The sequence below is a fragment of the Kribbella soli genome (genome assembly GCF_004331345.1).
Lineage (GTDB): Bacteria > Actinomycetota > Actinomycetes > Propionibacteriales > Kribbellaceae > Kribbella > Kribbella soli.
Genome location: NZ_SJJZ01000004.1, coordinates 425920 through 452312 on the forward strand (window position 1 = coordinate 425920; position 26393 = coordinate 452312).

At 67.5% G+C, this 26393-nt stretch carries 25 protein-coding genes; 18 read left to right on the forward strand and 7 right to left on the reverse strand.

The genetic code is table 11. The annotated features are described in order from the left end of the window. Positions 1 to 101: 101 nt before the first annotated feature. Positions 102 to 806: a GntR family transcriptional regulator gene (locus tag E0H45_RS32855; protein WP_131344671.1), complete on the reverse strand. Its 705-nt coding sequence runs from the start codon at positions 804 to 806 to the stop codon at positions 102 to 104. Between the two features lie 81 nt (positions 807 to 887). After that, the gene (locus E0H45_RS32860; RefSeq protein WP_131344674.1) at positions 888 to 2825 is read right to left on the reverse strand and encodes a M13 family metallopeptidase; all 1938 of its coding nucleotides are present in this window, start codon (positions 2823 to 2825) and stop codon (positions 888 to 890) included. Positions 2826 to 2954: 129 nt separating this feature from the next. Between E0H45_RS32860 and E0H45_RS32865 the strand changes: the two genes are divergently transcribed. Further along, positions 2955 to 3875 (forward strand): SMP-30/gluconolactonase/LRE family protein, encoded by a 921-nt coding sequence (locus tag E0H45_RS32865; RefSeq protein ID WP_131344676.1) that lies wholly within the window; start codon positions 2955 to 2957, stop codon positions 3873 to 3875. A 52-nt stretch (positions 3876 to 3927) separates the two neighbouring features. Next, on the forward strand, positions 3928 to 4947 hold the full coding sequence (locus E0H45_RS32870) for an SMP-30/gluconolactonase/LRE family protein (RefSeq protein WP_131344678.1): 1020 nt from the start codon (positions 3928 to 3930) through the stop codon (positions 4945 to 4947). Between the two features lie 4 nt (positions 4948 to 4951). Here E0H45_RS32870 and E0H45_RS32875 read toward each other — a convergent pair whose 3' ends face one another. Continuing rightward, complete coding sequence (locus E0H45_RS32875) at positions 4952 to 5245, reverse strand: HU family DNA-binding protein (RefSeq protein WP_130383055.1); 294 nt, start codon at positions 5243 to 5245, stop codon at positions 4952 to 4954. Between the two features lie 83 nt (positions 5246 to 5328). Further along, the gene (locus E0H45_RS32880; protein ID WP_131344680.1) at positions 5329 to 6114 is read right to left on the reverse strand and encodes a phytanoyl-CoA dioxygenase family protein; all 786 of its coding nucleotides are present in this window, start codon (positions 6112 to 6114) and stop codon (positions 5329 to 5331) included. 71 nt (positions 6115 to 6185) lie between these two features. Between E0H45_RS32880 and E0H45_RS32885 the strand changes: the two genes are divergently transcribed. The 8 genes from E0H45_RS32885 to E0H45_RS32920 all read left to right on the forward strand — a co-directional run bounded on the left by E0H45_RS32885 (position 6186) and on the right by E0H45_RS32920 (position 13578). Then, positions 6186 to 6989, forward strand: a complete 804-nt coding sequence (locus E0H45_RS32885; protein ID WP_131344682.1) for a helix-turn-helix domain-containing protein — start codon at positions 6186 to 6188, stop codon at positions 6987 to 6989. An 84-nt stretch (positions 6990 to 7073) separates the two neighbouring features. After that, entirely contained in the window at positions 7074 to 8090 is a 1017-nt protein-coding gene (locus E0H45_RS32890; protein WP_131344683.1) for an LCP family protein, read from the forward strand. Then, positions 8087 to 8866, forward strand: coding sequence for a YndJ family protein (locus E0H45_RS32895; RefSeq protein ID WP_131344685.1), 780 nt, complete (start codon positions 8087 to 8089; stop codon positions 8864 to 8866). The genes E0H45_RS32890 and E0H45_RS32895 overlap by 4 nt, the downstream gene beginning before the upstream one ends. Beyond that, positions 8863 to 9408, forward strand: coding sequence for a DUF1990 family protein (locus E0H45_RS32900; RefSeq protein WP_131344687.1), 546 nt, complete (start codon positions 8863 to 8865; stop codon positions 9406 to 9408). The genes E0H45_RS32895 and E0H45_RS32900 overlap by 4 nt, the downstream gene beginning before the upstream one ends. Before the next feature lie 140 nt (positions 9409 to 9548). Continuing rightward, positions 9549 to 10226 (forward strand): uracil-DNA glycosylase, encoded by a 678-nt coding sequence (locus tag E0H45_RS32905; RefSeq protein ID WP_131344689.1) that lies wholly within the window; start codon positions 9549 to 9551, stop codon positions 10224 to 10226. A gap of 708 nt (positions 10227 to 10934) precedes the next feature. Further along, entirely contained in the window at positions 10935 to 11636 is a 702-nt protein-coding gene (locus E0H45_RS32910) for a DUF969 domain-containing protein (RefSeq protein WP_131344691.1), read from the forward strand. Then, positions 11633 to 12604, forward strand: coding sequence for a DUF979 domain-containing protein (locus E0H45_RS32915; protein WP_131344693.1), 972 nt, complete (start codon positions 11633 to 11635; stop codon positions 12602 to 12604). Before E0H45_RS32910 ends, E0H45_RS32915 begins: the two co-directional genes overlap by 4 nt. Positions 12605 to 12612: 8 nt before the next feature. Then, positions 12613 to 13578 (forward strand): DUF2891 domain-containing protein, encoded by a 966-nt coding sequence (locus E0H45_RS32920; RefSeq protein WP_131344695.1) that lies wholly within the window; start codon positions 12613 to 12615, stop codon positions 13576 to 13578. Here E0H45_RS32920 and E0H45_RS32925 read toward each other — a convergent pair. Together E0H45_RS32925 and E0H45_RS32930 are read right to left on the reverse strand one after the other, a co-directional pair. Continuing rightward, positions 13526 to 15313, reverse strand: a complete 1788-nt coding sequence (locus tag E0H45_RS32925; RefSeq protein ID WP_131344697.1) for an ABC transporter ATP-binding protein — start codon at positions 15311 to 15313, stop codon at positions 13526 to 13528. The genes E0H45_RS32920 and E0H45_RS32925 overlap by 53 nt on opposite strands. After that, positions 15310 to 16962, reverse strand: coding sequence for an ABC transporter ATP-binding protein (locus tag E0H45_RS32930; RefSeq protein ID WP_131344699.1), 1653 nt, complete (start codon positions 16960 to 16962; stop codon positions 15310 to 15312). The genes E0H45_RS32925 and E0H45_RS32930 overlap by 4 nt, the downstream gene beginning before the upstream one ends. Before the next feature lie 144 nt (positions 16963 to 17106). On the opposite strand from E0H45_RS32930, the gene E0H45_RS32935 reads away from it, so the two are divergent. From E0H45_RS32935 to E0H45_RS32970, 8 genes are all read left to right on the forward strand, one after another. Then, positions 17107 to 18294 carry an ROK family transcriptional regulator gene (locus tag E0H45_RS32935; RefSeq protein ID WP_131344701.1) on the forward strand — a complete coding sequence of 396 codons (1188 nt, stop codon included), beginning with the start codon at positions 17107 to 17109 and terminating at the stop codon, positions 18292 to 18294. Positions 18295 to 18305: 11 nt separating this feature from the next. Next, entirely contained in the window at positions 18306 to 19634 is a 1329-nt protein-coding gene (locus E0H45_RS32940) for an ABC transporter substrate-binding protein (RefSeq protein ID WP_131344703.1), read from the forward strand. After that, positions 19631 to 20560, forward strand: coding sequence for a carbohydrate ABC transporter permease (locus E0H45_RS32945; RefSeq protein WP_131344705.1), 930 nt, complete (start codon positions 19631 to 19633; stop codon positions 20558 to 20560). Before E0H45_RS32940 ends, E0H45_RS32945 begins: the two co-directional genes overlap by 4 nt. Further along, the gene (locus E0H45_RS32950) at positions 20557 to 21441 is read left to right on the forward strand and encodes a carbohydrate ABC transporter permease (RefSeq protein ID WP_131344707.1); all 885 of its coding nucleotides are present in this window, start codon (positions 20557 to 20559) and stop codon (positions 21439 to 21441) included. Before E0H45_RS32945 ends, E0H45_RS32950 begins: the two co-directional genes overlap by 4 nt. Then, a complete protein-coding gene (locus E0H45_RS32955) occupies positions 21438 to 22694 on the forward strand; it encodes a 6-phospho-beta-glucosidase (RefSeq protein WP_131344709.1) in 1257 nt (418 codons plus the stop codon). The genes E0H45_RS32950 and E0H45_RS32955 overlap by 4 nt, the downstream gene beginning before the upstream one ends. After that, positions 22682 to 23686 carry an N-acetylglucosamine kinase gene (locus E0H45_RS32960; protein ID WP_131344711.1) on the forward strand — a complete coding sequence of 335 codons (1005 nt, stop codon included), beginning with the start codon at positions 22682 to 22684 and terminating at the stop codon, positions 23684 to 23686. Before E0H45_RS32955 ends, E0H45_RS32960 begins: the two co-directional genes overlap by 13 nt. Positions 23687 to 23776: 90 nt before the next feature. After that, positions 23777 to 24511 carry a hypothetical protein gene (locus tag E0H45_RS32965; RefSeq protein WP_131344713.1) on the forward strand — a complete coding sequence of 245 codons (735 nt, stop codon included), beginning with the start codon at positions 23777 to 23779 and terminating at the stop codon, positions 24509 to 24511. Positions 24512 to 24550: 39 nt separating this feature from the next. Beyond that, the gene (locus E0H45_RS32970; protein ID WP_131344715.1) at positions 24551 to 25075 is read left to right on the forward strand and encodes a hypothetical protein; all 525 of its coding nucleotides are present in this window, start codon (positions 24551 to 24553) and stop codon (positions 25073 to 25075) included. Between the two features lie 222 nt (positions 25076 to 25297). On the opposite strand, the gene E0H45_RS32975 is transcribed toward E0H45_RS32970, so the two are convergent. Continuing rightward, positions 25298 to 26164, reverse strand: a complete 867-nt coding sequence (locus E0H45_RS32975) for a mechanosensitive ion channel family protein (protein ID WP_131344717.1) — start codon at positions 26162 to 26164, stop codon at positions 25298 to 25300. Positions 26165 to 26393 lie beyond the last annotated feature (229 nt).

Sequence of the window (26393 nt, forward strand, 5' to 3'; positions counted from 1 at the left end):
AACCGAAGTTAGGAATAGCGTGTTTCGCGGAATGACGTCCACGGTGAACGCCCGGTTTCCCTTCAAATATAGGAAAAGCGCGCAAATATAGGAAACCGGTGTCAGGCCGGGTCGGCGAAGCATTCCGGGTCGTCGGCGAACTCCGAGATCGCGCTCTTCAGATGCGCGTAGTGCCGCTCCGACTCGGCGATCAGCGTCTCGGTGTCACGGGCGACGTACGCCGCGATCAGCCGCTCGTGGTCCGCGTGGAAACCTGCCCGCTCGTGCGCCGGGACCCGCGACATCGGCCGGGCCGGCTCGGTGATGTTCCACGCCGTTTCGTACATCCGGATCAGCCGGTGCATTCCCGACGGCTCGATCAGCGCGAAGTGGAACCGGCGGGTCGCGGCGGCGTACTCACGGTCACCCGCGGCGCTCGCATCGGCCAGCGATCCATGGGTGTCCCGGATCCGGTCGTGGTCGACCGCGGTCGCGTTGACGGCCGCCGCGCGCAGGGCCGCGGACTCCAGTGCCTGGCGTACGTCGTACAACTCGCGGAACTCGAGGAAGGTCAGCTTGGCCACGCGATACCCGACGTGTGGGCGATGCTCGACCAGCCCTTCCCCGAACAAGGTCTTCAGCGCCTCACGGACCGGAATGGCACTGACGCCGAAGAACGCCGCCACCTCGTCGATCGGCACCGACGTCCCGGGCGGCTGATCACCGGTCAGGATGGCGTGCCGCAGATCGCTCTCGACCGGCGGCATCTCCCCCGCCGCAGCAGCGGTCCGCACAAGTCGCGACGTGAAGTCCGACGATCTACGCATCCCCGGACGATAAGCCGCACCCGAACCACCTGTCGAGCAAGTGGAACAGGCCGCCCCGCACGCGTGCGGGGCGGCCTCGCGCTACCAGATGCGGACGCGGTCCTCGGGGGATAGCCACATGCCGTCGGAATCGGTTGTTTTGTAGGTGTTGTGGAATGCGTCGATGTTCTTCACCACCGCGTTGCAGCGGAACTCCGGGGGTGAGTGGGGGTCGATGGTGAGGCGGCGGGCGGCTTCTTCGGGGCGGGTCTTGGTGGCCCAGGCGTGCGCCCAGGCGGCGAAGAAGCGTTCGCTGCCGGACTGGTCGTCGGTGTCGGCGCCGTCCAGGGACAACTGGTAGGCGACGTACGCGATGGACAGTCCGCCGAGGTCACCGATGTTCTCGCCGAGGGTGAGCTTGCCGTTGACGTTCTGGCCGGGAGTCTCGGCCGGCTCCAGCGCGTCGTACTGCGCGACGAGTTGGCCGGTGCGCTGCTCGAAGGCCGCGCGGTCCGCGTCGGTCCACCAGTCGTTCAGGTTCCCGTCGGCGTCGTACCGCGAGCCCTGGTCGTCGAAGCCGTGGCCGATCTCGTGGCCGATCACCGCGCCGATCGCGCCGTAGTTGGTGGCGTCGTCGGCGACCAGGTCGAAGAACGGCGGCTGCAGGATGCCGGCCGGGAAGACGATCTCGTTCATCCGCGGGTTGTAGTACGCGTTGACCGTCTGCGGCGTCATCCGCCACTCGTTCCGGTCGACCGGCTTGCCGAGTTTGGCGAGGTCCCGCGCGGTCTCCACCGCGACCGAGCGGCGGACGTTGCCGAACAGGTCGGCCGGGTCGATCTCGAGCGCCGAGTAGTCCTTCCACTCGTCCGGGTACCCGATCTTCGGGACGAAGGTGCCGAGCTTCTCGAGCGCCCGCTGCCGGGTGTCCGGTCCCATCCAGTCCAGCGCCTCGATCCGCTGCCGGTAGGCGGCGACCAGGTTCTGCACGAGCTCGACCATGCGGGCCTTGGCGTCCGGCGGGAAGTGCTCGGCGACGTACAGCTTGCCGAGGGCCTCACCGAGCGCCTGCTCGACCGCGCCGACGCCGCGCTTCCAGCGCTCGCGCAGCTCCGGCGCACCGGTCAGGGTCTTGCCGTAGAACGCGAAGTTCTCGTCGACGAACGCCTGGCTCAGCAGCGGCGCGGCGCTGTGCACGACCCGCCAGGCCAGCCACTCCTTCCAGCGGTCGATGTCGACCTCCTGCAGGGCGGCCGCGGCGGCGGTCAGGAAGTCCGGCTCGCGGACCACGACCTGCGCGAACGCACTCTCGGGTACGCCGGCGCCGGCCAGCCAGGTCGCCCAGTCGAAGCCGGGCGTCAGCTCCTCGAGCCCAGCGCGGTCGAGCTTGTTGTAGGTGAGCTGGACGTCCCGCTCCTTCACCCGGTCCCAGTGCGAGCCGGCGAGCCCTGTCTCCACCTCCATGATCCGCTCGGCGGCGGCGGTCGCGTCGGCCAGCCCGGCGAGCTCCAGCATCGTCGCCACGTGTGCGACGTACGCCGTCCGGATCTCGGCGAAGTTGTCCTCGCGGTAGTACGACTCGTCGGGCAGGCTGAGGCCGCCCTGGGTGAGGTGGACGATGTTCTCGTCGGACTTCTTCGCGTCGGCGTCGACCCAGTAGTGGAAGACCCCCGGCACGCCCTGCAGTTCGAGCTGTCCGAGAACGGAGACCAGCCCAGCTACGTCAGTCACGCCCGCGACCAGTGCGAGCTGCTCGGCGATCGGCTCGGCGCCCAGCCGCTCGATCGTCTCGGTGTCCATGAAGCTGCCGTAGAGGTCGGCGATCTTCCGCGGCTCGCTGCCTTCCGGGTGCCCGGCCGCGACGGTCTTCTCGACGATCGCGCGGACGTCCTGCTCGGCGGTGTCCCAGAGCGCGTGGAACGCACCGTGGATCGCCTTGTCCGCGGGAATCTCGTGCTCCGCCAGCCACGTCCCGTTCACGAACCGGTACAGATCGTCCTGCGGGCGAGCCGTTGCCGAGTCGTCGATTCCTGCTGTCATCCCTGACCCCTTGTCCCAAGTCGAGTTGCTGCCAGCGAACATACCCGGTTCGCGAATCCGCCGGTTTGAACTATCCACAGGACCGTCACGTTCTCCCGGACAAAGACCACGGATCAGGAGGACCCGCGCATGTCACACCTCGTCCGCCGGCGCACCGCCCTCGCCGGTGTGCCCGCCGTACTGCTGGGCCTGGCGAGCACCTCGGCAGCGAGCGCCGCACCGACCGCTGCCCCGGCCCCGTTCCCCACCAGGTTCGCGCTGCCGAACGGATTCCAGCCGGAAGGCATCGCGATCGCCCGCGGCACGGCGTACTTCGGTTCCCGCGCCGACGGGGACATCTACGCCGCCGACCTGCGGACCGGCCGGGGCAAGGTGATCAGCCGGGGCCCGGGCACCGGTTCGCTCGGGATGAAGGTCGACCGGTTCGGCCGCCTGTTCGTCGCCGGGGCCGCCGGCGGGAACGGGCGGGTGATCGACACCCGCACCGGCAAGGTCCTGGCCAGCTACACGTTCACCAGCGCAACGCCGACCTTCGTGAACGACGTCATCCTCGCCAAGGACGGCGCGTACTTCACCGACTCGCAGCAGCCTGTCTTCTACCGAGTCGCCGGCGCGAAGCCCGAGACGATTCCGCTCACCGGCGACTACCAGCACCTGCCCGGCAACAACGCGAACGGCATCTCGCTGACCCCGGACGGCCGCGCGCTGATCATGGTCCAGTCGTCGACCGGCTTCCTGCTCCGGGTCGATCCGCGGACCGGCGTGGCCCGGCGGATCGACATCGGTGACGCGGTGATGACGAACGGCGACGGCCTGCTGCTCCTCGGCCGCACGCTGTACGTCGTCCAGAACCGGCTGAACAAGATCGCGGTGCTCACGCTGAACCACACCGGCACGAAGGGCGAGGTGGTCGGCGAGCTGACCAGCCCGGACTTCGACGTACCGACGACCGTCGCGGTGTTCGGCAACCGGCTCTACCTGCCGAATGCCCGCTTCACCACGTCACCGACTCCCACCACGGAGTACTGGGTGACAGCAGTCGAACGCTGAACCGTTCCCGACCGCCACCGGCCGTCCTACGGTGGGCCGAAGGGGAGGAAACATGAACATCCGCAACATCACAGCCCTGATCGGGCTGCCAGCGCTCATGCTGGGCCTCGTCACGACGTCGGAAGCCGCGGCCACCGCCCCACCCGCGCAAGGCCCGGCCGTCGTCAAGCACTCCGTCGATGACGGCGGGTGCGATCGCATCCGGTTCCGATCAGCGACGGACAAGCAGTCCAAGGTCTTCCCGGCGCAGATCGACCTGCCGCCCGGATTCCAGCCGGAAGGCATCGCGATCAGCGGCAGTACGGCGTACTTCGGTTCGCTGGCCGACGGCGACATCTACGCCGCCGCACTGCGCACCGGACGCGGCAAGGTGATCAGCCAGGGACCCGGTACGCCGTCGGTCGGTCTGAAGGCGGACAACCGCGGGCGGCTGTGGATCGCCGGCGGCTCGAGCGGTACGGCGCGCGTCGTCGACATCCGCACCGGGAAGATCCTGAAGAGCTACCCGCTGACCGCCGAGCAGGCGACGTTCGTGAACGATGTCGTGCTGAGCAGGACCAGTGCGTGGTTCACGGACTCCAGCCGACCCGTCGTCTACCAGGTGCCGATCGGTCGCCACGGCCAACTGCTGAACCAGGTGCGGACCGTGCCACTGACCGGCGACTACGTGCACGATCCGGCCGGGTTCAACGGCAACGGCATCACGCTGACGCCGGACGGCCGCGCGGTGATCATCGTGCAGTCGTCGACGGGGTTCCTGTTCCGGGTCGACCCGCGGACCGGCGTCACGCAGCGCGTCGACCTGGGCAGCACGCTGATGACCAACGGCGACGGCATGCTGCTGCTCGGCCGGACGCTGTACGTCGTGCAGAACTTCTCGAACCAGGTCGCGGTGCTGCGCCTGAACCGGGCCGGGACGACGGGCACGCAAACCCGGACCATCACCGATCCGGGCTTCGACATCCCGACGACCGCGGCCGCGTTCGGGCACCGGCTCTACCTGCCGAATGCCCGGTTCAGCACCCCGCCGACGGCCACGACGCCCTATTGGGTCACGGCCGTGCGCCGCTGAAAGGTCAGCGAACGGTGCGGAGGTCGCCTCGGGCCGCGGCCTTGAGGCGGCTTCCGCACGACAGGCGCACGGAGTAGCCGGCCGGGATGTTCAGCGGCTCGCCGGTCTGCGGGTTGCGGCCGGTGCGCGGAGCGCGCATGACCCGCTCGATGCTGAGCAGACCGGTCAGCGACACCTTGTCGCCGCGCTGCACGGCCTCGGTGACGACATCGCCCAGCGCGTCGATGACCTTCTCCGCCTGGCCCCGCGGGATACCCGCCTTCTGCGCCACGCCGGCGATCAGTTCGTTCCGGTTCACGGCTCTCCTCAGACTCGGTTCAACCTTCCGATCCGCACCTTAACCGAAATGATTGTCGTTAGCGAGAAGCATCCGCATACCGGTCATAAACCATCCCTGTCGTGCCAGTGGTTCTGCCAGCGGTCGTCGATCGCGTCGGCGGCGCGCTGGTAGCGGATGTCGGTCGACAGGCGCAGCTCCGTCGACACGTTGTCGAGCGCCGCGTGGACGGTGTGCGCGGTGTGTACGACGACGTCTCCGGCCGCGTAGTCCGCGACCAGCCAGTTGGCGTCGTACTGCGTGGCCAGAGCGGGCAGGTCAGCAGTGATGGATGCAGCAGGGCGCTTCAGCCGGCCGGCAGCCTCTTCTTCGAGCACCCTGTGGTGGCTGGCCTCCAGGTAGGTCAGTCCGCCGCGGCTGACCGGGCAGTCACCCAGTGGGATCCACGCGGACAGCACCTGGTCGCTGCCGCCGCGCAGGTACACGAGGTCGTAGTGCGCTTGCGTCGCCGTACCGATGCCGTTCTCACCCGGCGCTGTCTGCCGGATGATCTTCCGGCGGTGCAGGAACGGCTCACCTCCGAGGAACCACTCGAACCAGCCCTTCAACGCCGGCTGCGCGCAGAAGGCCGCGTACTCGCGCCCCGGCACAATCTCCTCGAACAGCACCTTCCGGTACGACGCTCTGTCCGCAGCAGCCTCCGTCAACCCGAAGTAGTACTCCCGGAACGCCAATACCACCTCAGGGTCCAGCAGACCGGTCAGGAACAGGTACCCGTCCCGCTGCAACCGTGCGCGCAACTGCGCCCGATCACCCCGCTCCTCCTCAGGCACCGCAACCAGCTCACCCAACCGCCGCTCATCGAGCACATATCCGTTAGACGTCAGCACGTCTCTATTCCACCGGCGTACTGCGCTCAGCGGAATGGACACCAGCTCCGGCTTCTTGGACTCTTGTAGCCGTGCAGAACTGGTCGATCTACCTGACACCAGGCGCTGTCGAGAGCCAACTTGGACTCTTCTGCCTCGGCGCCGGCGAACAGACGCACGGCCCTGAGCCAGCGCCGGACCGAGCGCTCGGCTGTCACGCCCTCGTCTGGCTGAAAGAAGGACGCGGCCACCTGCTACATGGCCCCGACCGTCAACTGCACGAGGTACGCGCACCCGCGATGCTGTGGCTATTCCCCGGTGTTCTTCACGGCTACCGCCCCGCAACACACTGGCGTCAGGCCTGGACCCTGTTCAGCGGACCTGCGACCGAAGCACTCACCTCACTCGGACACCTCGATCCCAGCCAACCAGTCCGCCGGTACGGCGACCCGCGTCCGATCGACCGCGCGTTCACCCGCCTCCTCCGCGTCAGCACGCAGCACAACGCCGTACAGCTCACAGGAGCGCTCTACGACCTGATCGGTCAGGCTGGAACGAGTTCTGGCGACGGAGTGGCCGCTCGGCTTGCTGAGCTCGCTTGCGCGCCGATGAGCATTCAGGACTACGCCAGTGAGCTAGGACTCACCGTGAACGAGCTGCGCGACGCAGTACGCCGTACGACAGGCTCAACCCCACATGAGCTCGTCCTGAGCACCAGACTCAGCTCTGCAAAGGTTTTGCTCGCCGAGGAGGACCTGTCCGTGGCGGCCGTCGCACGGCGGGTCGGGTACGACGACCCGGCGTACTTCAGCCGCCTGTTCGCCGCCAGAGTTGGGATGTCGCCGATCGCGTTCCGGCGCTCCGGTTCGATCTCGGGGCGGATTTCCTCCCTTTGAAGGAGGCGCCATCGACTTTCCGACGTGTAAAACCATTCACTGGGGTGACGTGTTCGGGGGCCGCGCACCGATACGGTCATGGCTATGAGTGAAACGCAGCCCATCGACCCGCGACCAGTGAACCCGGCGCGACGCCCGAAGAAGCGCCGCAACTGGTTCCTCCGGACCGTCGGACTGATCGTCCTGTTGTTCGTTCTGATGCTGATCGCTGTCCCGCTCTACGCCTGGAGCCGGATCGACAAGCTCGACGCGATGCCCACCGGCGAGCGGCCGGCCGAGACCCCCGGTACGACGTACCTGATGGTCGGATCGGACGCCCGCGAGGACCTCACCCGGGCCGAGCGCGCCCGGCTGCACACCGGCGGCGACGCCGGCCCGCCGCGGACCGACTCGATCATGCTGATGCACGTCCCGAAGTCCGGCCCGACGGTGCTGATCAGCATCCCGCGCGACAGCGCGGTGAACATCCCCGGCACCGAGGGCAAGCAGAAGATCAACGCCGCCTTCAACAAGGGCCCGGCGCTGCTGATCCAGACGATCGAGAACAACACCGGGCTGCGCATCGACCACTACGTCGAGGTCGGCTTCGGCGGCTTCGCCAGCGTCATCGACAGTGTCGGCGGCATCAACATGTGCTTGCCCAAGGCAATGAAGGACAAGGACGCGCACATCGACCTGCCGGCCGGCTGCCAGGAGCTCGACGGCGTCAACGCCCTCGGCTACGTGCGGTCCCGGAAGGCCGACGGCAAGAACGACTTCGGCCGGACCGAGCGGCAGCGGCAGATGGTCGGCGCGGTCGCGAAGAAGGCCGCCTCGCCGTCGACGTTCCTGAACCCGGTGCGGTACTACAACGTCGCGACCAAGGGCGTCGACGCGCTGACCGTGGACAAGGACATGAGCCTGTTCGACTTCGTCCGGTTCGCCCGTGGCATGCAAGCGATCTCCGGCAGCAGCGGCGTCGCACTGAGCGTGCCGACCAGTGACGACAACTTCCAGCTGTGCTGCAACCGGGGTGACGCGGTGAAGTGGGACACCGCGAAGGCAAAGGCACTCTTCGACGCACTCAAGGCAGACAACACCAGCGGCCTGAAGAGCAGTTGACCGTCCTCGTCCACGCGGTGGTGAGCCTGGGGATGCTCATCGTCGTACCCCTCGGACTCACTCTCCTGCCGACGCGAACCACCAGCAACCGCTGGTGGTTCGCGTTCGCCGTTCCTGGTGCGGTAGCTCTGTGGCTGCCACGCGGTGCGGTGTCGATCGTCCTCGCGTCGATCTACTTCGTCGGCACGCTCGTCCTCATCGCACTGGCCGCACGGCACTTCTTCCAGCACAGGACCCTCAGCACGCGACAGGTGGCGCTCTACACCGCACTGGTCACGCCCTCGATCGCAGCGCTCGCACTGGTCGCCGAGCGGTCGTCTTACGAGCTGTTCGGCTTCAACCTGACCGTGCTGTCGCTGACAGTCGCCCACTTCCATTTCGCGGGCTTCGCGGCCGCACTGATGGCGTACCTCGCTGCGGATGGTCTGGCCGCGGTGAGCGTTCCGCTGGGTACTGCGATCGTTCTGCTCGGGTTCTTCCTCGGTGACCCGGTGGAGCTCGCAGGAGCCGTCGTACTGACCACAGGCATGTGGCTGGTCGGCTGGAACCTGTGGAAGCGGTCGCGGCGCACGGACCGGACGACGGCGATCCTGCTGATGGTGTCCGGCTCCGTGCTCGTGCTGACGATGCTGCTCGCCGTCAGCTGGGCACTGGGACACGTGGTGAACACGCCGTACCTACCGTTGGAGTGGATGGTTGCCACGCACGGTGTGGCGAATGCAGTTGGCTTTGGGTTGTGCGGCGTACTGGCGATGCGACGGGAAGGGTCCCGATGAAGCTGGAAGACCTGGCGGGGTTGCGGTTCACGTACGACGAAGTGGGCTCGACGCAGTACGACGAGGTGCCCGAGGGGTTCCACCGACTGGAGCACCGGGAGCGGATCGGCGACGGGGACGAGGTGTTCCAGCGGGCCGCTGACGCGTTACTGACGTGGCGCATGCACCGCGCGGCCGGCCTACTGGTCACTGCGACCGCCACACCACCGCAGGTCGGCACCGACTCGCTGGCCCGCCTCGGACCCGGCATGCTGATCCGTCGCCTCCGAACGCAGGTAGGGCTTCCAGTCCCGTGCCGGGTCGTCTGGGTCGTCAACGAACCGGACCGCATCGGCTTCGCGTACGGAACCCTGGAAGGCCACCCCGAGGCCGGCGAGGAGTCCTTCCTCATCACCCGCGACCCGGACGGCATTCACGCCACCATCCGCGCCTACAGCCGCCCGGCCACCTGGTACACCCACCTGGCCGGCCCCATCACCCGCAGGACCCAGCACTACGCCGCCACCCGCTACGTGGCAGCTCTCCGCCGTCTGGCTGCATAGCAAAGGCCCCGCAAGCTCATACCTTTGCGGGGCCGCGACCTTTGTACCGTCTCCAGCCACACCAGCGTTTGAGCGACACGCGAACAACGGGCGACAACCCGGGGTGCACTGCGAGCCGCAGTGCTGCGAGACTGTGGCGGGTGAGTCCTAAGACGTTGTCGGATCTGGTGGCGCCGGACTGGGCTGAGGCGTTGGCTCCGGTCGAAGGCACTGTGACGCAGATGGGTGAGTTCCTCCGCGGGGAGATCACCGCGGGGCGGGCCTATCTGCCGGCTGGGGAGAACGTGCTGCGAGCGTTCCACCGGCCGCTGCAACAGGTGAAGGTGCTCGTCGTCGGGCAGGACCCGTACCCGACCCCGGGACACCCGGTCGGACTCAGTTTCTCGGTGGCCCCCGACGTACGGCCGATTCCACGCAGTCTCGCGAACATCTACCGCGAACTGATGGCGGACGTCGGCGTACCGGCGCCGTCCAACGGTGACCTCACCCCCTGGGCCGACCAGGGCGTACTGATGCTCAACAGAGTGCTGACCGTGCAACCGGGCAAGTCCGGTGCGCACCGCGGCAAGGGCTGGGAGAGCGTCACCGAGCAGGCGATCCACGCGCTGGTGAACCGCGGCGGCCCGCTGGTCGCCATCCTCTGGGGCCGCGACGCCCAGACGCTCAAGCCGATGCTGGGCAGCACGCCGTACGTCGAGAGCGCACACCCGAGCCCGATGTCCGCCGACCGCGGCTTCTTCGGCTCCCGCCCGTTCAGCCGGGTCAACGCCCTCCTCGCCGAGCAGGGCGCCGAGCCAGTCGACTGGCGCCTCCCCTAACCCCTCTTTCGGCTCTTCTGTCCGATGTGTGGGGTCATGGTTGCCCCCATCCGGGGTCGTGAGACCAGGTAGTGGTGGGTCGGGATCTGGTATTGCCTGTCTCCTGCCGCCATTTCCTATCCCCAGTCTCCCCACCGCCCCGCCGTCGCTGTACGCCACACGGGCGATGGCAGTTGCGGGCTGGTCGACTGGGGAGGGTTTGGTCCGGCGGCGCGCACTTGTCTCCTAGGCCCACGCCGATCGCGCCGCTTGCCGGCGAGCCGGACGTCGACCAGAAGACGAGCGGATATCCCTTCGCGTGTGGGGTTCTCTGCTGATATGCGAGGGGAGAACCCTGGACGCGAGGGGTTATCCGTTGCTGTTGCGCGACGCGCGAGCCGGTCCGCGCCGACCGGGCGGTGGGTTGGGACAGGTTGTGGTGGGTGGGGAGCTGGTATTTCAGGTCTCACGTCACGAGTTCCTGTCTCAGGCCACCAGATCCCCCCTCCCCCCGGCGCTCCGGCCGGCCAACCCAGCCCAACCACCCGTACATGCGTCACAAGAGCCCTCTTTCCAGCGGTACGACGACGCGCCGGGACCTCGTGGTCACGGCGCGTTGTCGTGTTTCGGAAAGATTTGTTCGAATGATGCATTGCAGGATCGTTCAACAATCTCCTATGGTGAGCGGAACATCCCCTCAGCAACACCGTTCCGTCCCCGGGAGGAACCATGTGGGTTCTGCTCGCCATCGCGGTGGTGGTCGTCGGGTTCGCCCTCCGGATCAACTCGATGCTGGTCGTCACGGCGGCCGGGATCGTGGCCGGCCTGATCGGCGGACTGTCTCCGGTCAAGATCCTGAACGCGTTCGGCGACGGCTTCGCCGGCAGCCGGTCCGTCACCGTCTTCATCGTCACGCTGCCCGTCATCGGGCTGATCGAGCGTTACGGCCTGCAACACCAGGCCCGCAAGCTGATCAGCAAGCTCAAGGTCGTCACCACCGGCCGCTTGCTGGCCATCTACCTGCTGATCCGGCAAGGCACCGCAGCCCTCGGCCTGACCAGCATCGGCGGTCCCGCGCAGGCGGTCCGGCCGCTCATCCACCCGATGGCCGCCGGCGCCGCGGAACGCCGGTACGGCAAACTCCCGGAGAAGATGCAGGAGAAGATCAAGGGCTTCGCGGCCAGCGCCGACACCATCGGGTTGTTCTTCGGTGAGGACATCTTCGTCGCGATCGGCTCGATCCTGCTGATCACCGGCTTCGTCGACACGACGTACGGCCTGCACCTGGAGGCGATCGACATCGCGCTCTGGGCGATCCCGACCGGGATCTGCGCGCTGCTCATCCACGGCACCCGCCTGCTGCTTCTCGATCGCCAGCTGGACAGGCTCGCGGCCGAGGACGAGGCGGCGACGAAGGAGGCCGCGCGATGATCAAGGTCGAGTGGTTCTACTGGCTGTGCGGCATCTTCTTCGTCCTGATCGCGCTGCAGGTGTTCAACGACCGCAGCAACCCGAAGCGGGTCGGCAGCGCGGCGTTCTGGGGCATCCTCGGCGTCTCGTTCGGCTACGGCACGTTCGTGGTGAACAAGCAGGCGCCGTCCTGGCTGCTCGGTATCGCGGTGATCGGCCTGGCGGTCCTGGCCGGCTCGGGCTTCCCGGGCAAGGGCGAGGAGCGTACGACGACCCCGGCCGAGCGCGTGCACTTCGCCGACCGGTTCGGCAACAAGTTGTTCCTGCCGGCGCTGGTGATCCCGGTGGTCGCGGCGATCTTCGGGGCCTGGCTCGCGAAGGTGAAGCTCGGCGACGGCAAGCTGCTGCTGCAGACCGGATCCGCCACGATCATCGGCCTCGGCGTCGCCTCGGTCCTCGCGCTGATCCTTGGCATGGTGCTGTTCAGGCCGAAGTCTCCCGCCGTGCCGCTGCACGAGGGGCGTCGCCTGCTCGAGCACATCGGCTGGGCGGCGATCCTGCCGCAGATGCTGGCCACACTCGGCCTGCTGTTCAACGCCTCCGGGGTCGGCAAGGCGGTCGGACGCGTCACCGATCACCTGGTCCCGAAGGGCTCGCTGATCGCCGCGGTCGCCTTGTACTGCATCGGCATGGCGATCTTCACGATCATCATGGGCAACGCGTTCGCCGCGTTCCCCGTGATGACGGCCGCGGTCGGCTGGCCGCTGCTGGTGCAGCAGTTCGACGGCACTCCGGCGGTCGTGTTCGCGGTCGGCATGCTGGCCGGCTTCTGCGGCACCTTGTGTACGCCGATGGCGGCCAACTTCAACCTGGTGCCGGCAGCGCTGTTGCAGATGAAGGACCAGTACGGGCCGATCAAGGCGCAGATCCCGACCGCGATCCCGCTGCTGGGCTGCAACATCGTCATCATGTATTTCTTCGCATTCTAAGGAGTTTCATGAAGTACGCCGCCGCCTGGGCAGACATCGCCTGCGAGGTGCTCGAGACGCCGTACCCGTACGGCACGGCCCACGCGTCGAAGGGCCCGGACGACGTCGACGTGACCCCGGATCGCCTGCACCCGGCGTTCCACGGGTCCTACGACTGGCACTCCAGCGCACACATGCAGTGGTCCCTGGTCCGGTTGCTGACGCTGGCGCCGGACCAGGTCGGCGGCCGCCCGATCGAGGTACTCGACCGGCGCCTGACGCCCGAGGCGATCGCCACCGAGGCCGCGTACCTGCGGGAGCGGCCGTCGTACGAACGCCCGTACGGCTGGGCCTGGGCGGCGATGCTGGTCGCAGCCGCCCGCAAGACCCAGTGGGCAGACGCGCTCACTCCGCTCGGCGATGTCATCGCGGACCTGGTCCTCGCCTGGTTGCCGAAGCAGGCGTACCCAGTGCGGCACGGCGTACACCTCAACTCCGCGTTCGCTCTCGCGCTGCTGCACGAGGCGTACGGCGAACTGGGTCGCGCTGACGTGGTGGAGGCGATCCGGGCCCGCGCGCTGCAGTGGTTCGGCAACGACACGGCGTACGACACCCGGTTCGAGCCGTCGGGGACTGACTTCTTGTCACCTGCGCTGTCCGAGGCGGAGTTGATGCGGCGGGTGCTGCCGGACGCCGAGTTCGTCAGCTGGCTGTCCGCGTTCCTGCCAGGGCTGGGTGGCGACGCGCATCAGCACCTGCTCGAGGTGCCGGTGACGGACGACTCCGGTGACGGGCAGTTGGCGCACTTGTCTGGGCTGGCCTTGTCACGGGCGTGGCAGCTGCGGACGATCGCGCCGGCCCTTCCGAACGTTGCCGACGTGCTGCGGGCTGGTGCGGACCGTCAGGTCGATGCGGTGCTGCCGACGGTCACCGACGGGGACTTCATGTCGACGCATTGGCTGGTGTCGTTCGCCCTGCTGGCTGACCAGGCGTAGACGTACCAGTCCAGCTGCGCCACAGCTGCGCATAGCGACCACCGCTTGCCAGCAACGCCTCATGCGTCCCGGACTCGGCCACTCGCCCATGGTCGAGTACGACGATCCGGTCCGCCTGCTCAGCTTGAGTCAACCGATGTGCGACGACCAGCGTGGTCCGTCCGGCCGTAGCCGCCGCACTGGCACGCTCCAGCTCACGCGCACCGGCACTACCTGCCTCTGCCGTCGCCTCGTCCAGTACGGCGACCGGCGGGTCAGCAAGCACCAGTCTGGCGAAGGCAAGCTGCTGCGCCTGCGCACCTGTCAACGGATGGCCGCTCTCCCCCACGATCGTGTTCAAGCCGTCAGGTAGCGCACGCACCCAGGCCGAGGCGCCGACCCGGTCAAGTGCTGCTTCTACTTCCTCAGCTGTTGAAGCGGGTCGTGCCAGCTGCACGTCTTCCATGAGCGTTCCGGAGAAGACATGCACCTCCTGGCTGAGCAGGGCGACCTGGGCACGCGTCCTGTCCTCGCCCAGATCGCGCACGTCGACGCCACCGAGCTTCACAACACCCGTCGACGGCGCGAGAACACCAGCCGCGATCGCTGCCAGCGTGGTCTTCCCGGCACCACTCGCACCGACCAGGGCGACCCGTTCGCCTGGCTCCAGCCGCAGCGAGACCTCAGTGAGAACCTCAGGACCGTCGTAGTGGTGACTGATCACCTGCAGTTCCAGCGACGCGTCAGCGGGGTCCGGGCTCGCAGGTGGCTCCGGAGCCGGCTCGATCTCCAGTACGCCGGCCAGCCGCGACATCCCGGCCGCCGCTGTCTGGATCTGGTCGAACTCCATCAGTACGACGTTCACCGGGTTGAACAACCGGTGGAAGTACAGGGCTGCCGATGTCACCGCACCGATGCTCACCGAGTCCTCCCGCACCAGGAAGAACCCGGTGACCAGGATCGCCGTCAGCCCGGTGAACTCGGCATGGTTGATCCGCGACGAGAAGAAGCTGAACAACCGGAACACCGTGATCGAGATGTCCCGCGCCGTACCTGAGGTCTCCCCGATCTTCTCCAGCTGCCGATCCTCCAGCCGGTACGCACGGACCGTCGCGCTGCCCCGCAGCGACGCGATGATCGCCTCGGACCGCTCGCCCATCGCTACACGTTCCTGCTTGTAGTACGGCGCCGACCGCCGCAGGTACCACCGCAACGCCAGGTAGTACATGGGTACGGCGAGCAGACCGGCCAGACCGAGCCGCCAGTCGAGTGCGAACATCCCAGCGACAGTCAGCAGGATCGTCAACGCCGCACCGAGCACCGACGGCCCGACCTCGGTCAGCGCGGCCGCGACCGATGCCACGTCGTCACCGACCCGCGAGAGCAGGTCACCGGTACGCACCTTCTCCAGCACCGGCGCGGGCAGCTGCAGCACCCGGTCAAGCACCTGCTCGCGGATCCGCGCCAGCACGGTCTCACCGACCCGCGCGACCAGCGTCACGCCGAGAGCCGTCAGTACGCCGGCCAGCACCGCCGCCAGCCCGATCAGCAGCACGACACGCGCAATGGCCGATCGGTCGCCGCCACCGGCGATGTCGTCCACCAGCACACCAAGAGCCCACGGCGCGACCAGCCCGGCCGCACTGGCCCCCGTGATCACCAAAGCCGCGACAGCCGACAGCACCGGCAGCCGCCGGAGCTCTCGCCACAGAACGGTCCACGTCGCGCGCGGGCCCGCGATCGGCAACAGGTTCATCGCAGCACCGCCTCCTGGTAGGCCGGGTCGGACTCGGCCAGTTCGGAGTGGATGCCCTCAGCAACCACAGACCCGTCGGAGACCACCACCACCCGGTCCATCTTTCCCAGCAGCGCTGGACTGCTCGTCAACACCAGCGTGGTCCGGCCGGCTCGCTCCTCGGCAAGCCCCTCTGCCAGCAACTCCTCGGTCACCGCGTCCACCGCAGTACTCGGATCGTGCAGCACCAGCAGCGGCGGCTCAGCCAGCAGCGCGCGCGCCAGTCCGAGCCGCTGACGCTGGCCGCCGGACAACGTCTGCCCTCGGTCGGCCAATGGCCGGTCGAGTTCTTCGATCAGGTCGGCCGCACCAGCAGCCGTCATCACGCGCTCCAGCCCTGCATCTGCCAGAAGGTTGCTGCGCAGCGTTCCTTCGAACAGGTCTGTCTCGTGCCGCTCCAGCAACACGGTTCGCCGGACCGCGTCAACGTCCAGCTCTTCGAGACGAGTACCACCGACCAGCACGGAGCCGGTGTGCTTAGGTGCGCGGCCGGCGATGACGGTCAGCAGGGCGTCGGCGTCGCGCGGGTCGTAGCAGAGCACTCCCACGGACTCACCGGGTCGGAGTACGAGGGTCAGCGACGACAGAGTCCCGTGTGAAACGCCTTCCACTGCGAGGAGAGGCTGGGTTGAGTCGATAGTTGTCGAGGTGCCGGTGGTTGTTAGTGGGGGTGCCGAGAGCACCGAGGCGAGTCGCGAGGCTGAGGCGCGGGACATGGCAAGCACCTGGCTCGCGTAGCCGAGTGTGCCGACCGGCTCGGCGACGAACTGCGCCAGCCCGACCACCGTGATCAGTTCGCCGATCGTGATCCGGCCGTTCAACGCGAACCAGCCGGACACACCAGCAACCGCAGCCAGCAGCAGACCGCTCAGTGCGGTCGTCACGCCGTCCTGCAGCCCATTCGTCGACGCAGCGCGCAGTGTGGCCCGCAGCGTCGCTTCGCTCGACCGCCTGTACCGCGCGGCCGCGTTGTGCTGCGCTCCGATCCCCCGCAACGTCCGCAGCCCGCTGACCAGGTCCGTCGCCAGTGCGGTCGTCTGAGCAACCGCCTCCTGCTGACTCGACGTACGACGCGTCAGCAACGGCGAGAGCGCCTGAATCCCCAGCACCAGCAGCGGTACGCCGATCAGCACGCCGAGTCCCAGCGGTACGTCGACCAACAGCAGCGACACCGACGACACGATCAACGCCGTACACGCCGCTGCTCCCATCGAGACGGCCCGCATGACCAGTGCAGCCTTCTCAGCGTCCGAGGTGGCGATCGACAACAGCTCCCCCGACCGCAGCCCGGTCCGGTGACCACGTGGGTCCAGCACGCGCTGCGCGATCTCCAGCCGGAGCAGGTGCGTCTCGTACTCGATCGCCCACACCACCTGTCGCGCACCGGTCTTCCAGGCGTTCGACAGGACGGCGAACAGCACGACCATCATCAGCACGCACCAGAGCAGCGGCTGGACGCGGCCGGTCGCCACCGCACGGTCCACGAAGATCCCGATCGCGACCGGTACCGCCGCCTCGGTCGCCTGGTGCAACGAGAGCACCAGCACCCCCGCGGTCATCCGGCCCCGATGCCGCCGAATCGCCCGCCTCAACAGCTCCCCAGTGGCCATAGTTAGGCAACCCTAACTCAACAGAGCCGTTGACACCCGAGCTCGTCCGCCGTACGGTCTCGGGCTAATAGGAAACTTTCCTAACAGTTCGGATCTTCAGCGCGGCGAGTACCCGCGGGCGGCGAAGGGAGGCAGGGTTGGCTCATGGCAACGACACCCGGAACGCCGCGCCTGCTGCGCGCGATGAACGACCGCGCCGCCCTGGACCTGCTACTCAGCCAGGGACCACTCTCCCGCACCACGCTGGGCAACCTGACCGGGCTGTCCAAGCCGACCGCGTCTCAGCTGCTCGCGCGGCTGGAGGCTGCCCGGCTGGTCCGCCCGAGCGGTACCACCGCCGGCCGCCCCGGCCCGAACGCGCAGCTGTACGAGATCAACGGCGGCATCGCGTACGTCGGCGGGCTGGACGTCACGCCGACCCGGATCCGTGCCGCCATTGCGGACCTGGCCGGCAACGTGGTCGGCCACTACGAGCTGGCCACCCCGGGCCGCAGCGCCAAGGGCACGGTCGACCGTGTGGTCAAGGCGATCGAGGGCGCGGCCGGCGAGGCGGGCCTGAGCCGTGAACGCCTGCACCGGGTCTCGATCGGCACGCCTGGCGGTTTCGACCCGACGACTGGCCGACTGCGGTACGCGACCCACCTGCCGGGGTGGCACGCCCCGCACCTGCTCGAAGAGCTGGCCGCGGCGATCGCCGTACCGCTGGAGGTCGAGAACGACGTCAACCTGGCCGCCATCGCCGAGCAGCGGGTCGGCCACGCCCGGGAGCACGACAACTTCGTGCTGCTCTGGGGCGAGGAAGGCATCGGCGCGGCGATCGTCATCAACGGCCGTCTGCACCGCGGCGCGACCGGCGGTGCCGGCGAGGTGGCGTTCCTGCCGCTTCCGGGTACGCCGCTGGTCCGCAACGTCGGCCGCAACAACGCCGGCGGTTTCCAGGAACTCGCCGGCGGCGAACCGGTCCTGGAGCTCGCCCGTGAGCACGGCCTGAAGGCCCGTACGCCGGAGGCCGCGATCGCGATCGCGCTGCAGACCGAGGGGGCGGGCGACGCCGTACTGAACGAGTTCGCGCACCGGCTCGCAGTCGGTCTGGCCGCGATCGTCGCGGTCGTCGACCCGGAGCTGATCGTGCTGGCCGGTGGCGTCATCACCGCGGGCGGCGAACGCCTGCGCGGCCTGGTCCAGGACGAGCTCGCCGATCTCGCCGTACCGCGGCCGCAGCTGTTGATGACCGCGATCAGCACCGACCCCGTGCTCTCCGGAGCACTGCAGTCCGCACTGAGCACCACCCGCGACGAAGTCTTCGACACGGCGGGTCCACCAATTACCTAGTAGGAGAATGGATGCCTAGCTTCACCCGTGCCGTCATCGGCACCGCCGCAGTCGCCCTTCTGGCGACGGCCTGCACCGGAACCTCGAGCACACCGCAGGCCAACGACGATGCCACGAAGGACGTGAACCTCACCTTCTGGCACGGATGGAGCGCCCCCAGCGAGGCGGCCGCCATCGACGCCAATGTGAAGGCGTTCGAGGCGAAGCATCCGAACATCCACGTGAAGGTCGTTGGCAACATCAACGACGACAAGATCAAGCAGGCGTTGCGGGCCGGCGGAGCGAACGCGCCGGACGTGGTGTCCTCGTTCACCACCGACAACGTCGGCACGTTCTGCGCGTCGAACGTGTTCAGCGACCTGAAGCCGTTCCTGGACAAGTCCGGCATCGACCTGGACAAGACGTTCCCGAAGCCGCTGCAGGACTACACGCAGTTCCAGGGAAAACGCTGTACTTTGCCGCTGCTGAACGACGCGTACGGCCTGTACTACAACAAGACCGCCTTCAAGGCCGCCGGGATCACCGCGCCGCCGAAAACGCTGTCCGAGTTCGACGCGGTCGCGAAGAAGCTCACCAAGGTCAAGGGCGACACCTACAGCCAGCTCGGTTTCATGCCGAACTTCCACGGCTACGAGTCGACCACCACACACTTCGCCGCGCTGTGGAACCCGACGTACTTCACGCCCGACGGCAAGTCCAACCTGGCCAAGGATCCTGCCTTCGCCAGCATGCTGACGTGGCAGAAGGGCCTGGTCGGGCAGCTCGGCGGGTTCGCGAAGCTGGAGAAGTACCGCGCGACGTTCGGTGACGAGTTCGGTGCGAAGAACCCGTTCCACACCGGGCAGGTCGCGATGACGATGGACGGCGAGTGGCGGCTCGGCATGGCACGCGAGGCCGGGGTGAAGTTCGACATCGGCGTCGCGCCGTTCCCGGTGCCCGACGACCAGGCCGACAGCTACGGCAAGGGCTACCTGTCCGGCACCGTGATCGGGATCGCCGGCACCAGCCAGAAGCAGAACGCGGCCTGGGAGCTGGTGAAGTTCATGACCACCGACACCGACGCCGTGGTGAGCTTCGCGAACGCCATCCACAACGTGCCGTCGACGCTGGACGCGATCAAGTCCCCGAAGCTCACCGCGGACGAGAACTTCAAGACCTTCCTCGGCATCGCCCAGCACGAGAAGAGCAACACCACCCCGGCCAGCCCGAACGGTGGCGCCTACCAGCTCACGCTGCAGGACTTCGGCTACGCCTACGAAGCCGGCAAGGTCACTGATCTGGCCGCCGGTCTGGCGAAGACCGACGAACAGATCGACAAGGATCTGGCCCAGGCGAAATGACCACGCTTCGGCAGAAACACCGTCGCGAGACCGCCCGCACGCTGGCCTTCCTGTCACCGTGGCTGATCGGCGTCAGCGTCTTCTTCCTGTACCCGCTGGTCTCGACCGTCTACTTCAGCTTCATGAAGTACGACGGGTTCACGCCGCCGACCTGGACCGGTCTGAAGAACTGGCAGTACGTCTTCACCGACTACCCGTTCTTCTGGCCGGCACTGCGGAACACCCTGTGGCTGGTCGTCGTCATGGTCACGCTGCGGGTCCTGTTCGGACTCGGGATCGGCCTGCTGATCACCAAGGTGAAGACCGGCGCCGGCTTCTTCCGTACGGCGTTCTACCTGCCGTATCTGGCCCCTCCGGTCGCGGCGACGATGGCGTTCGCGTTCCTGCTCAACCCGGGCACAGGTCCGGTGAACAACATCCTCGGCAGCATCGGACTGCCACAGCCCGGCTGGTTCAACGACCCCAGCTGGTCGAAGCCGGCGCTGACCATGCTGGCGTTGTGGGGCATCGGCGACCTCATGGTGATCTTCATGGCGTCACTGCTCGACGTACCGCAGGAGCAGTACGAGGCGGCTTCACTGGACGGAGCCGGTGCGTGGCAGCGGTTCCGGTTCGTGACGCTGCCGAACATCTCCCCGATCGTCCTGTTCGCGGTCGTCACCGGTGTCATCCAGACGATGCAGTACTACACGCAGCCGCTCGTCGCAGGGAAGGTCGCCAGTGGCGTGATCGGCGGAGCAGGTCAGCAGTTCGAGCCCGGATACCCGGAGAAGTCCACGCTGACGTTGCCGCAGCTCGTGTACCACCTGGGCTTCCAGCGCTTCGACACCGGCGGAGCCTCGGTGATCGCCCTCGTGCTGTTCGCACTGGCCATGGTGTTCACCGTCTTCCTGATGCGCTCCATGACTGAAAGGAGTGCCGCATGACCGCGACCGCCATCAGCTCGCCGGTCACGCTGACACCGGCTGCCCGCACAGCACGCCGTACGCGCTTCCTGCACTGGGTCGGCGTACATTCACTCGCCATCGCCGCCGCACTGTTCTTCGTGCTGCCGTTCGTGTTCATCTTCCTCACTGCGTTGATGAGCGACCAGCAAGCGCTCACCCGCGACCTGTGGCCGGACAGCTGGCACTGGGAGAACCTGCGGACCGTCTGGGAGACACCAGGCTTCCTGACCTGGTGGAAGAACACCCTGCTGTACGCCGGACTTGGCACAGCGCTCACGTTGTTGTCGAGCATCCCGGTCGCCTACGCGCTGGCCCGCTTCAAGTTCCGCGGCCGGAACGTGGTACTGATGCTGGTGATCGCGACGATGATGCTGCCGCCACAGGTGGTGATCGTGCCGATGTACCTGTTCTGGGCCAAGCAACTCCACCTCTCCGGCACGCTGTGGCCGCTGATCATCCCGATGGCGTTCACCGACGCGTTCTCGGTGTTCCTGCTGCGGCAGTTCCTGCTGACGATTCCGAAGGACTACGTCGACGCCGCCAAGGTGGACGGCTGTGGTGAGTTCAAGGCCCTGGTCCGGATCGTGCTGCCGATGGCCAAGCCGGCGATCGCCGCAGTGGCCCTCTTCCAGTTCTTCTACTGCTGGAACGACTACTTCGGCCCACAGATCTACGCCAGCGAGAACCCGGCCGCCTGGACGCTCAGCTACGGCCTGGAGTCCTTCAAGGGCGCGCACCACACGAACTGGAACCTCACCATGGCAGCAACCCTGCTGGTGATGGCGCCGGTCATCATCCTGTTCTTCTTCGCGCAAAAGGCCTTCATCGAAGGCGTCACACTGACAGGGGTCAAGGGATGAAGCTGACAGTTGTTGGTGGCGGGTCCACCTACACGCCCGAGCTGGTCGACGGGTTCGCGCGGTTGCGGGACACGTTGCCGGTGTCGGAGCTGGTGCTTGTCGACCCGGTGGCCGACCGGCTCGAACTGGTCGGCGGTCTGGCGCGGCGCATCTTCGCCAAACAAGGACATGCCGGCCGGGTGATCACCACGTCCGACCTGGACGCGGGGATCGACGGCGCGGACGCCGTACTGCTGCAACTGCGGGTCGGTGGACAGGCTGCACGGAACGAGGACGAGACGTGGCCGCTGGAGTGCGGTTGTGTCGGTCAGGAGACCACAGGTGCCGGCGGTCTCGCGAAGGCGCTCCGGACGGTACCTGTCGTGCTGGACATTGCCGAGCGAGTACGGCGTACCAACCCGGACGCGTGGATCATCGACTTCACCAACCCGGTCGGGATCGTCACGCGGGCTCTGCTGTCCCACGGGCACAAGGCAGTCGGGCTGTGCAACGTGGCGATCGGGTTCCAGCGCCGGTTCGCCGCGATGCTGGGCGTCACACCGGAGGAGGTGTCGCTCGACCACGTCGGGCTGAACCACCTCACCTGGGAGCGCGCAGTCCGCGTCAACGGTGAGGACGTCCTGCCCCAACTGCTATCCAAGCACCTGGGCGAGCTGTCGGATGACCTACACCTCCCGCCGGATCTGGTGCAGCAGCTGGGCGTCGTGCCGTCGTACTACCTGCGCTACTACTACGCGCACGACGCCGTGGTGCAGGAGCTGCTTACAAAGCCGTCCCGAGCCGCTGAGGTCGCTGCACTCGAGAAAGAGCTGTTGGACATGTACGCCGACCCGCAGCTCGACGAGAAGCCTGCACTGCTTGAGAAGCGCGGCGGCGCGTACTACTCGGAGGCGGCCGTCGCACTCGCGTCGTCGCTGCTGAACGACACCGGCGACGTGCAGGTCGTCAACACTCTCAACAACGGCACGTTCCCGTTCCTGGCCGATGACGCTGTCATCGAAGTGCCGGCCACAGTCAACGCACAGGGCACGAAACCGGAGCCGGTGTCCCCACTGGAGCCCTTGTACGCCGGACTGGTCGCACACGTGACGGCGTACGAGGACCTGGCACTGGAGGCTGCCGTGAAGGGTGGACCCGAGCGCGTGTTCCAAGCTCTGCTGGCGCATCCACTGGTCGGGCAGATCTCCATCGCACAGGAGCTGACGGACAAGCTGCTGGCGCACAATAAGGACTACCTCCCGTGGGCGCGCTAGTCCCAGGCGGTGTTCTCGCCTTCGACGCCGGCAACAGCAAGACCGACGTCGCCCTCGTCGCCGCCGACGGGACAGTACTCGGTACGGCGCGTGGCGGCGGGTTCGAACCGCAGCGGATCGGCGCCGCGGCCGCTGTGGACGGACTGGAACCACTGGTCCGAGCTGCGGCGGCCGCGGCCGGGCTGCATGTCGGCGACGTACCGCTGGTTCAGCAGATCTCGGCGTGCCTGGCGAACGCCGACCTGCCCATCGAGGTCGAGCAACTGACCGCTGCCTTCGAGGACCGCGGTTGGGCCGAGGCGGTGTACGTCACCAACGACACCTTCGCCCTCCTGCGCTCCGGGGTGGACGAGCCGCGTGGTGTCGCGGTCGTGTGCGGCGCGGGCATCAACTGCTCCGGAATGCTGCCGGACGGGCGGACCGCTCGGTTTCCCGCACTGGGCAAGCTGACTGGCGACTGGGGTGGCGGAGCACAGTTGGCCGAGGAGGCGTTCTGGTCGGCGTCACGGGCCGACGACGGCCGCGGTCCGGCCACCGCACTGCTCGCTGCACTGCCGATGCACTACGGGATGCCGTCGCTGACCGCGGTCATCGAGGCGTTCCACTTCGGCGAGCTGCCTGCCGAACGGCAGTTGGAAGCCGCGCCGGTGCTGTTCCAGGTCGCGGCCGCGGGCGACATCGTTGCCCTGGGCATCATTCAGCAGCAGGCCGAGGAGATCGTCGCCATGGCCCTGAGCGCGCTGCGGCGGCTCGACCTGCTCGGCGAGCGAGTCACCGTAGTCCTCGGCGGCGGCGTGCTGACGGCGGGCCACTCGGTCCTTCTCGACCGGGTCACGAAGCTGCTCGCCGACGTTGCCCCGAAGGCGATCCCGCGCGTGGTCGACGTACCGCCGGTGGTCGGCGCGGCCCTGCTCGGTCTTGACCACACAGCCGCCGGAACGAGCGCTCAGGAACGGTTACGGACCGCGTTCGCGCCGCCACCGGCTGCTTGATATTGCAGACCTGTTTCATTGGAATCCGATGCAAACTCCCGAGTGCGGTGTGGCGTCCCACCAGTAGGACCACATCCACTCGGGAGGTCGATGATGATTCGCAGGATCATTGGTCTAGGTAGCACGACAGCACTCGCGGTCACCGCACCGCTGCTTCTCACCGGCGCCGCTCCGGCCAACGCCGGCACCACCAGTACCACCGCCAGTACCACCGCCAGTTGCAGCAACCTGGCGTCCGCAACAAACATCTCGGCGGCGTCGTACGCCGACCGACTCGTCCGCGCTTGGGGCAGCGGTGCGACCGCGACCGCCAACTGCTACGCGTCGACGGCCACCACGCGCACGCTCTACGGACAGGCCCTGCCGGGCGGGATCCACTGGCGGCGCGTCTCCACCGAGGGCGCCGCGGGGACGATCTACGTGACGTACCACGACGACGCACGCGGCGGGAGTCTCACGATCGGCGTACAGAACGTCGGCCTGCGCGCGGCGGACGGCTGGCACGCGGCGTACACCGCCAAGTTCAGCGGCGAGCCGAAGGCGTGGGACGCGGTCCAGTGGTCGGACAACCTCGTCCGGGCCTGGGGACGCGGCGACGCGAAGTGGACGGCGTACTACGCCACGCCGACCGCCGTACGGGAGCTGCACAAGGTCGCCGCGAAGGGCGGACCGCACTGGACCCGGATCGCCACCGAGGGCGCGGCCGGTACGACGTACGTGACGTACCGGAACGATGTCACCCGACACACGCTGGTGATCGGCGTCTCGAACATGGGCCTGTCACAGGGCGACGCACACGCGGCGTACACGGTGCGGTACCACTGATCGCTTGAGCTCGACCTGCTTAGATGTAATCATGATTACATGAGTACGCAGACCGAGCAGGAGAAGGTGCGGGGCTGGCTGACCGGACGGTTGCCGGGCGACTGGTTCGAGGGTGAGACCGAGCTGGAGATCGACCGGGACGAGATCCTGATCGTCGGCCGGATCCCCGCACCCGAGCAGAACAAGGACGTGAGCGCGGCCGAGCGCTCCGCCGCCGAGGACGGCCGGATCAAGCAGTTCCGCGAGGACACCCGCGAGCGCCGGATCGAGATCGCCCGCGAACTCGAGCACGCCACCCGGCGGAAGGTCGCCTGGGGTGTGCGCTGCGGCGAGACCAGGACCGTCTTCACCTCGCTGTCCGCGCCGGTGATGACGCGTCTCCGCCAACCCGAACGCCAGGTCCTCGACACCCTCGTCGACGCCGGCGTGGCCCGCTCCCGCAGCGACGCCCTCGGCTGGTGCGTCAAACTCGTCGCCCAGCACAGCGAAACCTGGCTGGCCGACCTCCGCGAGGCCATGACAAAGGTCGAAGAGGTCCGCAAAGCCGGCCCCGACAACAACTAACAGGTGCGGCTCGGCGATCGGCAGCTCGACAGGTAGAGCAGCAGCGAGACGCTGTACGCGCGGACACGTTCACGCTCAGGTGCACTACCCGTCCACCTGACACATCCTGTCGAGCTGCAGATCACACGCAGCTGCCGACCACCTTCGCTCACAGGCGACGGGCGGCAACCCGGTTGGATTGCCGCCCGCCTGAGGAGAACTGCCTCGGTGTGAACTCCTTGGTTACTGGCCCTGCTGCCAGTTGCCGTTCTGCGGGGTGCCGTTGGACCAGTTGCCGGGCGCTGCGTGCGCGGCCGGGTGCTGCTCGGGCTGAGTGGGCTGGGTGGGCTGCTGGTAGCCGCCCTCGTAGTTGCCCTGGTACTCGCCCTGGTAGCCGCCCTGCTGCGGGTACGCCGCCGTGCCGTTGTCCATGCCGCTCTGCGCGGCCGGCTTGACCATCTTGTCCTTGTCGAACAGGTTGCTCAGTGCCCGGCCGGCCATCTCGCGGCCCCCGAGGCCGAAAGCGAGACCGAGAGCAAGCGCGGCGCCCGCGAGGACGATCAGCAGCGTGTTACCGGTGAGCTGGACCGCGACACCGAGCTGGGTCAGCGCGGCGAACGCGGCGTACACGAGAACGGCGTACCGGGCCACCTTGGCCAGGGTCTCGTTGCCGGTCGCACCGCGGATGACGGCGGCCAGGAAGTTGGCGAACAGCGCCGCCAGGCAGACGATCACGATCGCGGCGAAGATCCGCGGGATGTAGGCGAGCATGTCGCTCATGAAGTTCGAGATCTCCGGTACGCCGAGTGCGGAGGCGAACATCGTGAAGCTGATCAGGAAGACGAACCAGAACACGACCTTGCCCAGCATCGCCGAAGCGGTCAGTCCCGTGCCCGACCGTTGCAGGACACCGGAGACGCCGGCCCGTTCCATCCAGCCGTCGAAGCCGACCCGGCCGAGCAGCCGGCCGACGAGATTGCCGAGAATCTTGGCCACGAAGTAGCCGACGACCAGGATGACCAGGCCGCCCAGCAGGTTCGGGATGAACGACAGCAGTTTGCTGAACGCATCCTCGAACGGTTGGGTGAAGTCGATTGCTAACGCTGACATCGGATGTTCCTTCCGGACTGGCCCGCATCCGCTGTCGGCACATGACTGCACCAACCCCGGCACGGGCGGATGCAGTGGTGTCCAGTATGACTCGTACCCTCAGATGCCTTGGGCAAACAGATTTGCAGGCGCGGCGGGCAACGAAAAGTGTTTGCGTAAGGCAATCACTATCGCGGTACTTCGCTGCTTACCCCTGCCGACTGAACCGCTTCAGGCGTTTGCGATCCTG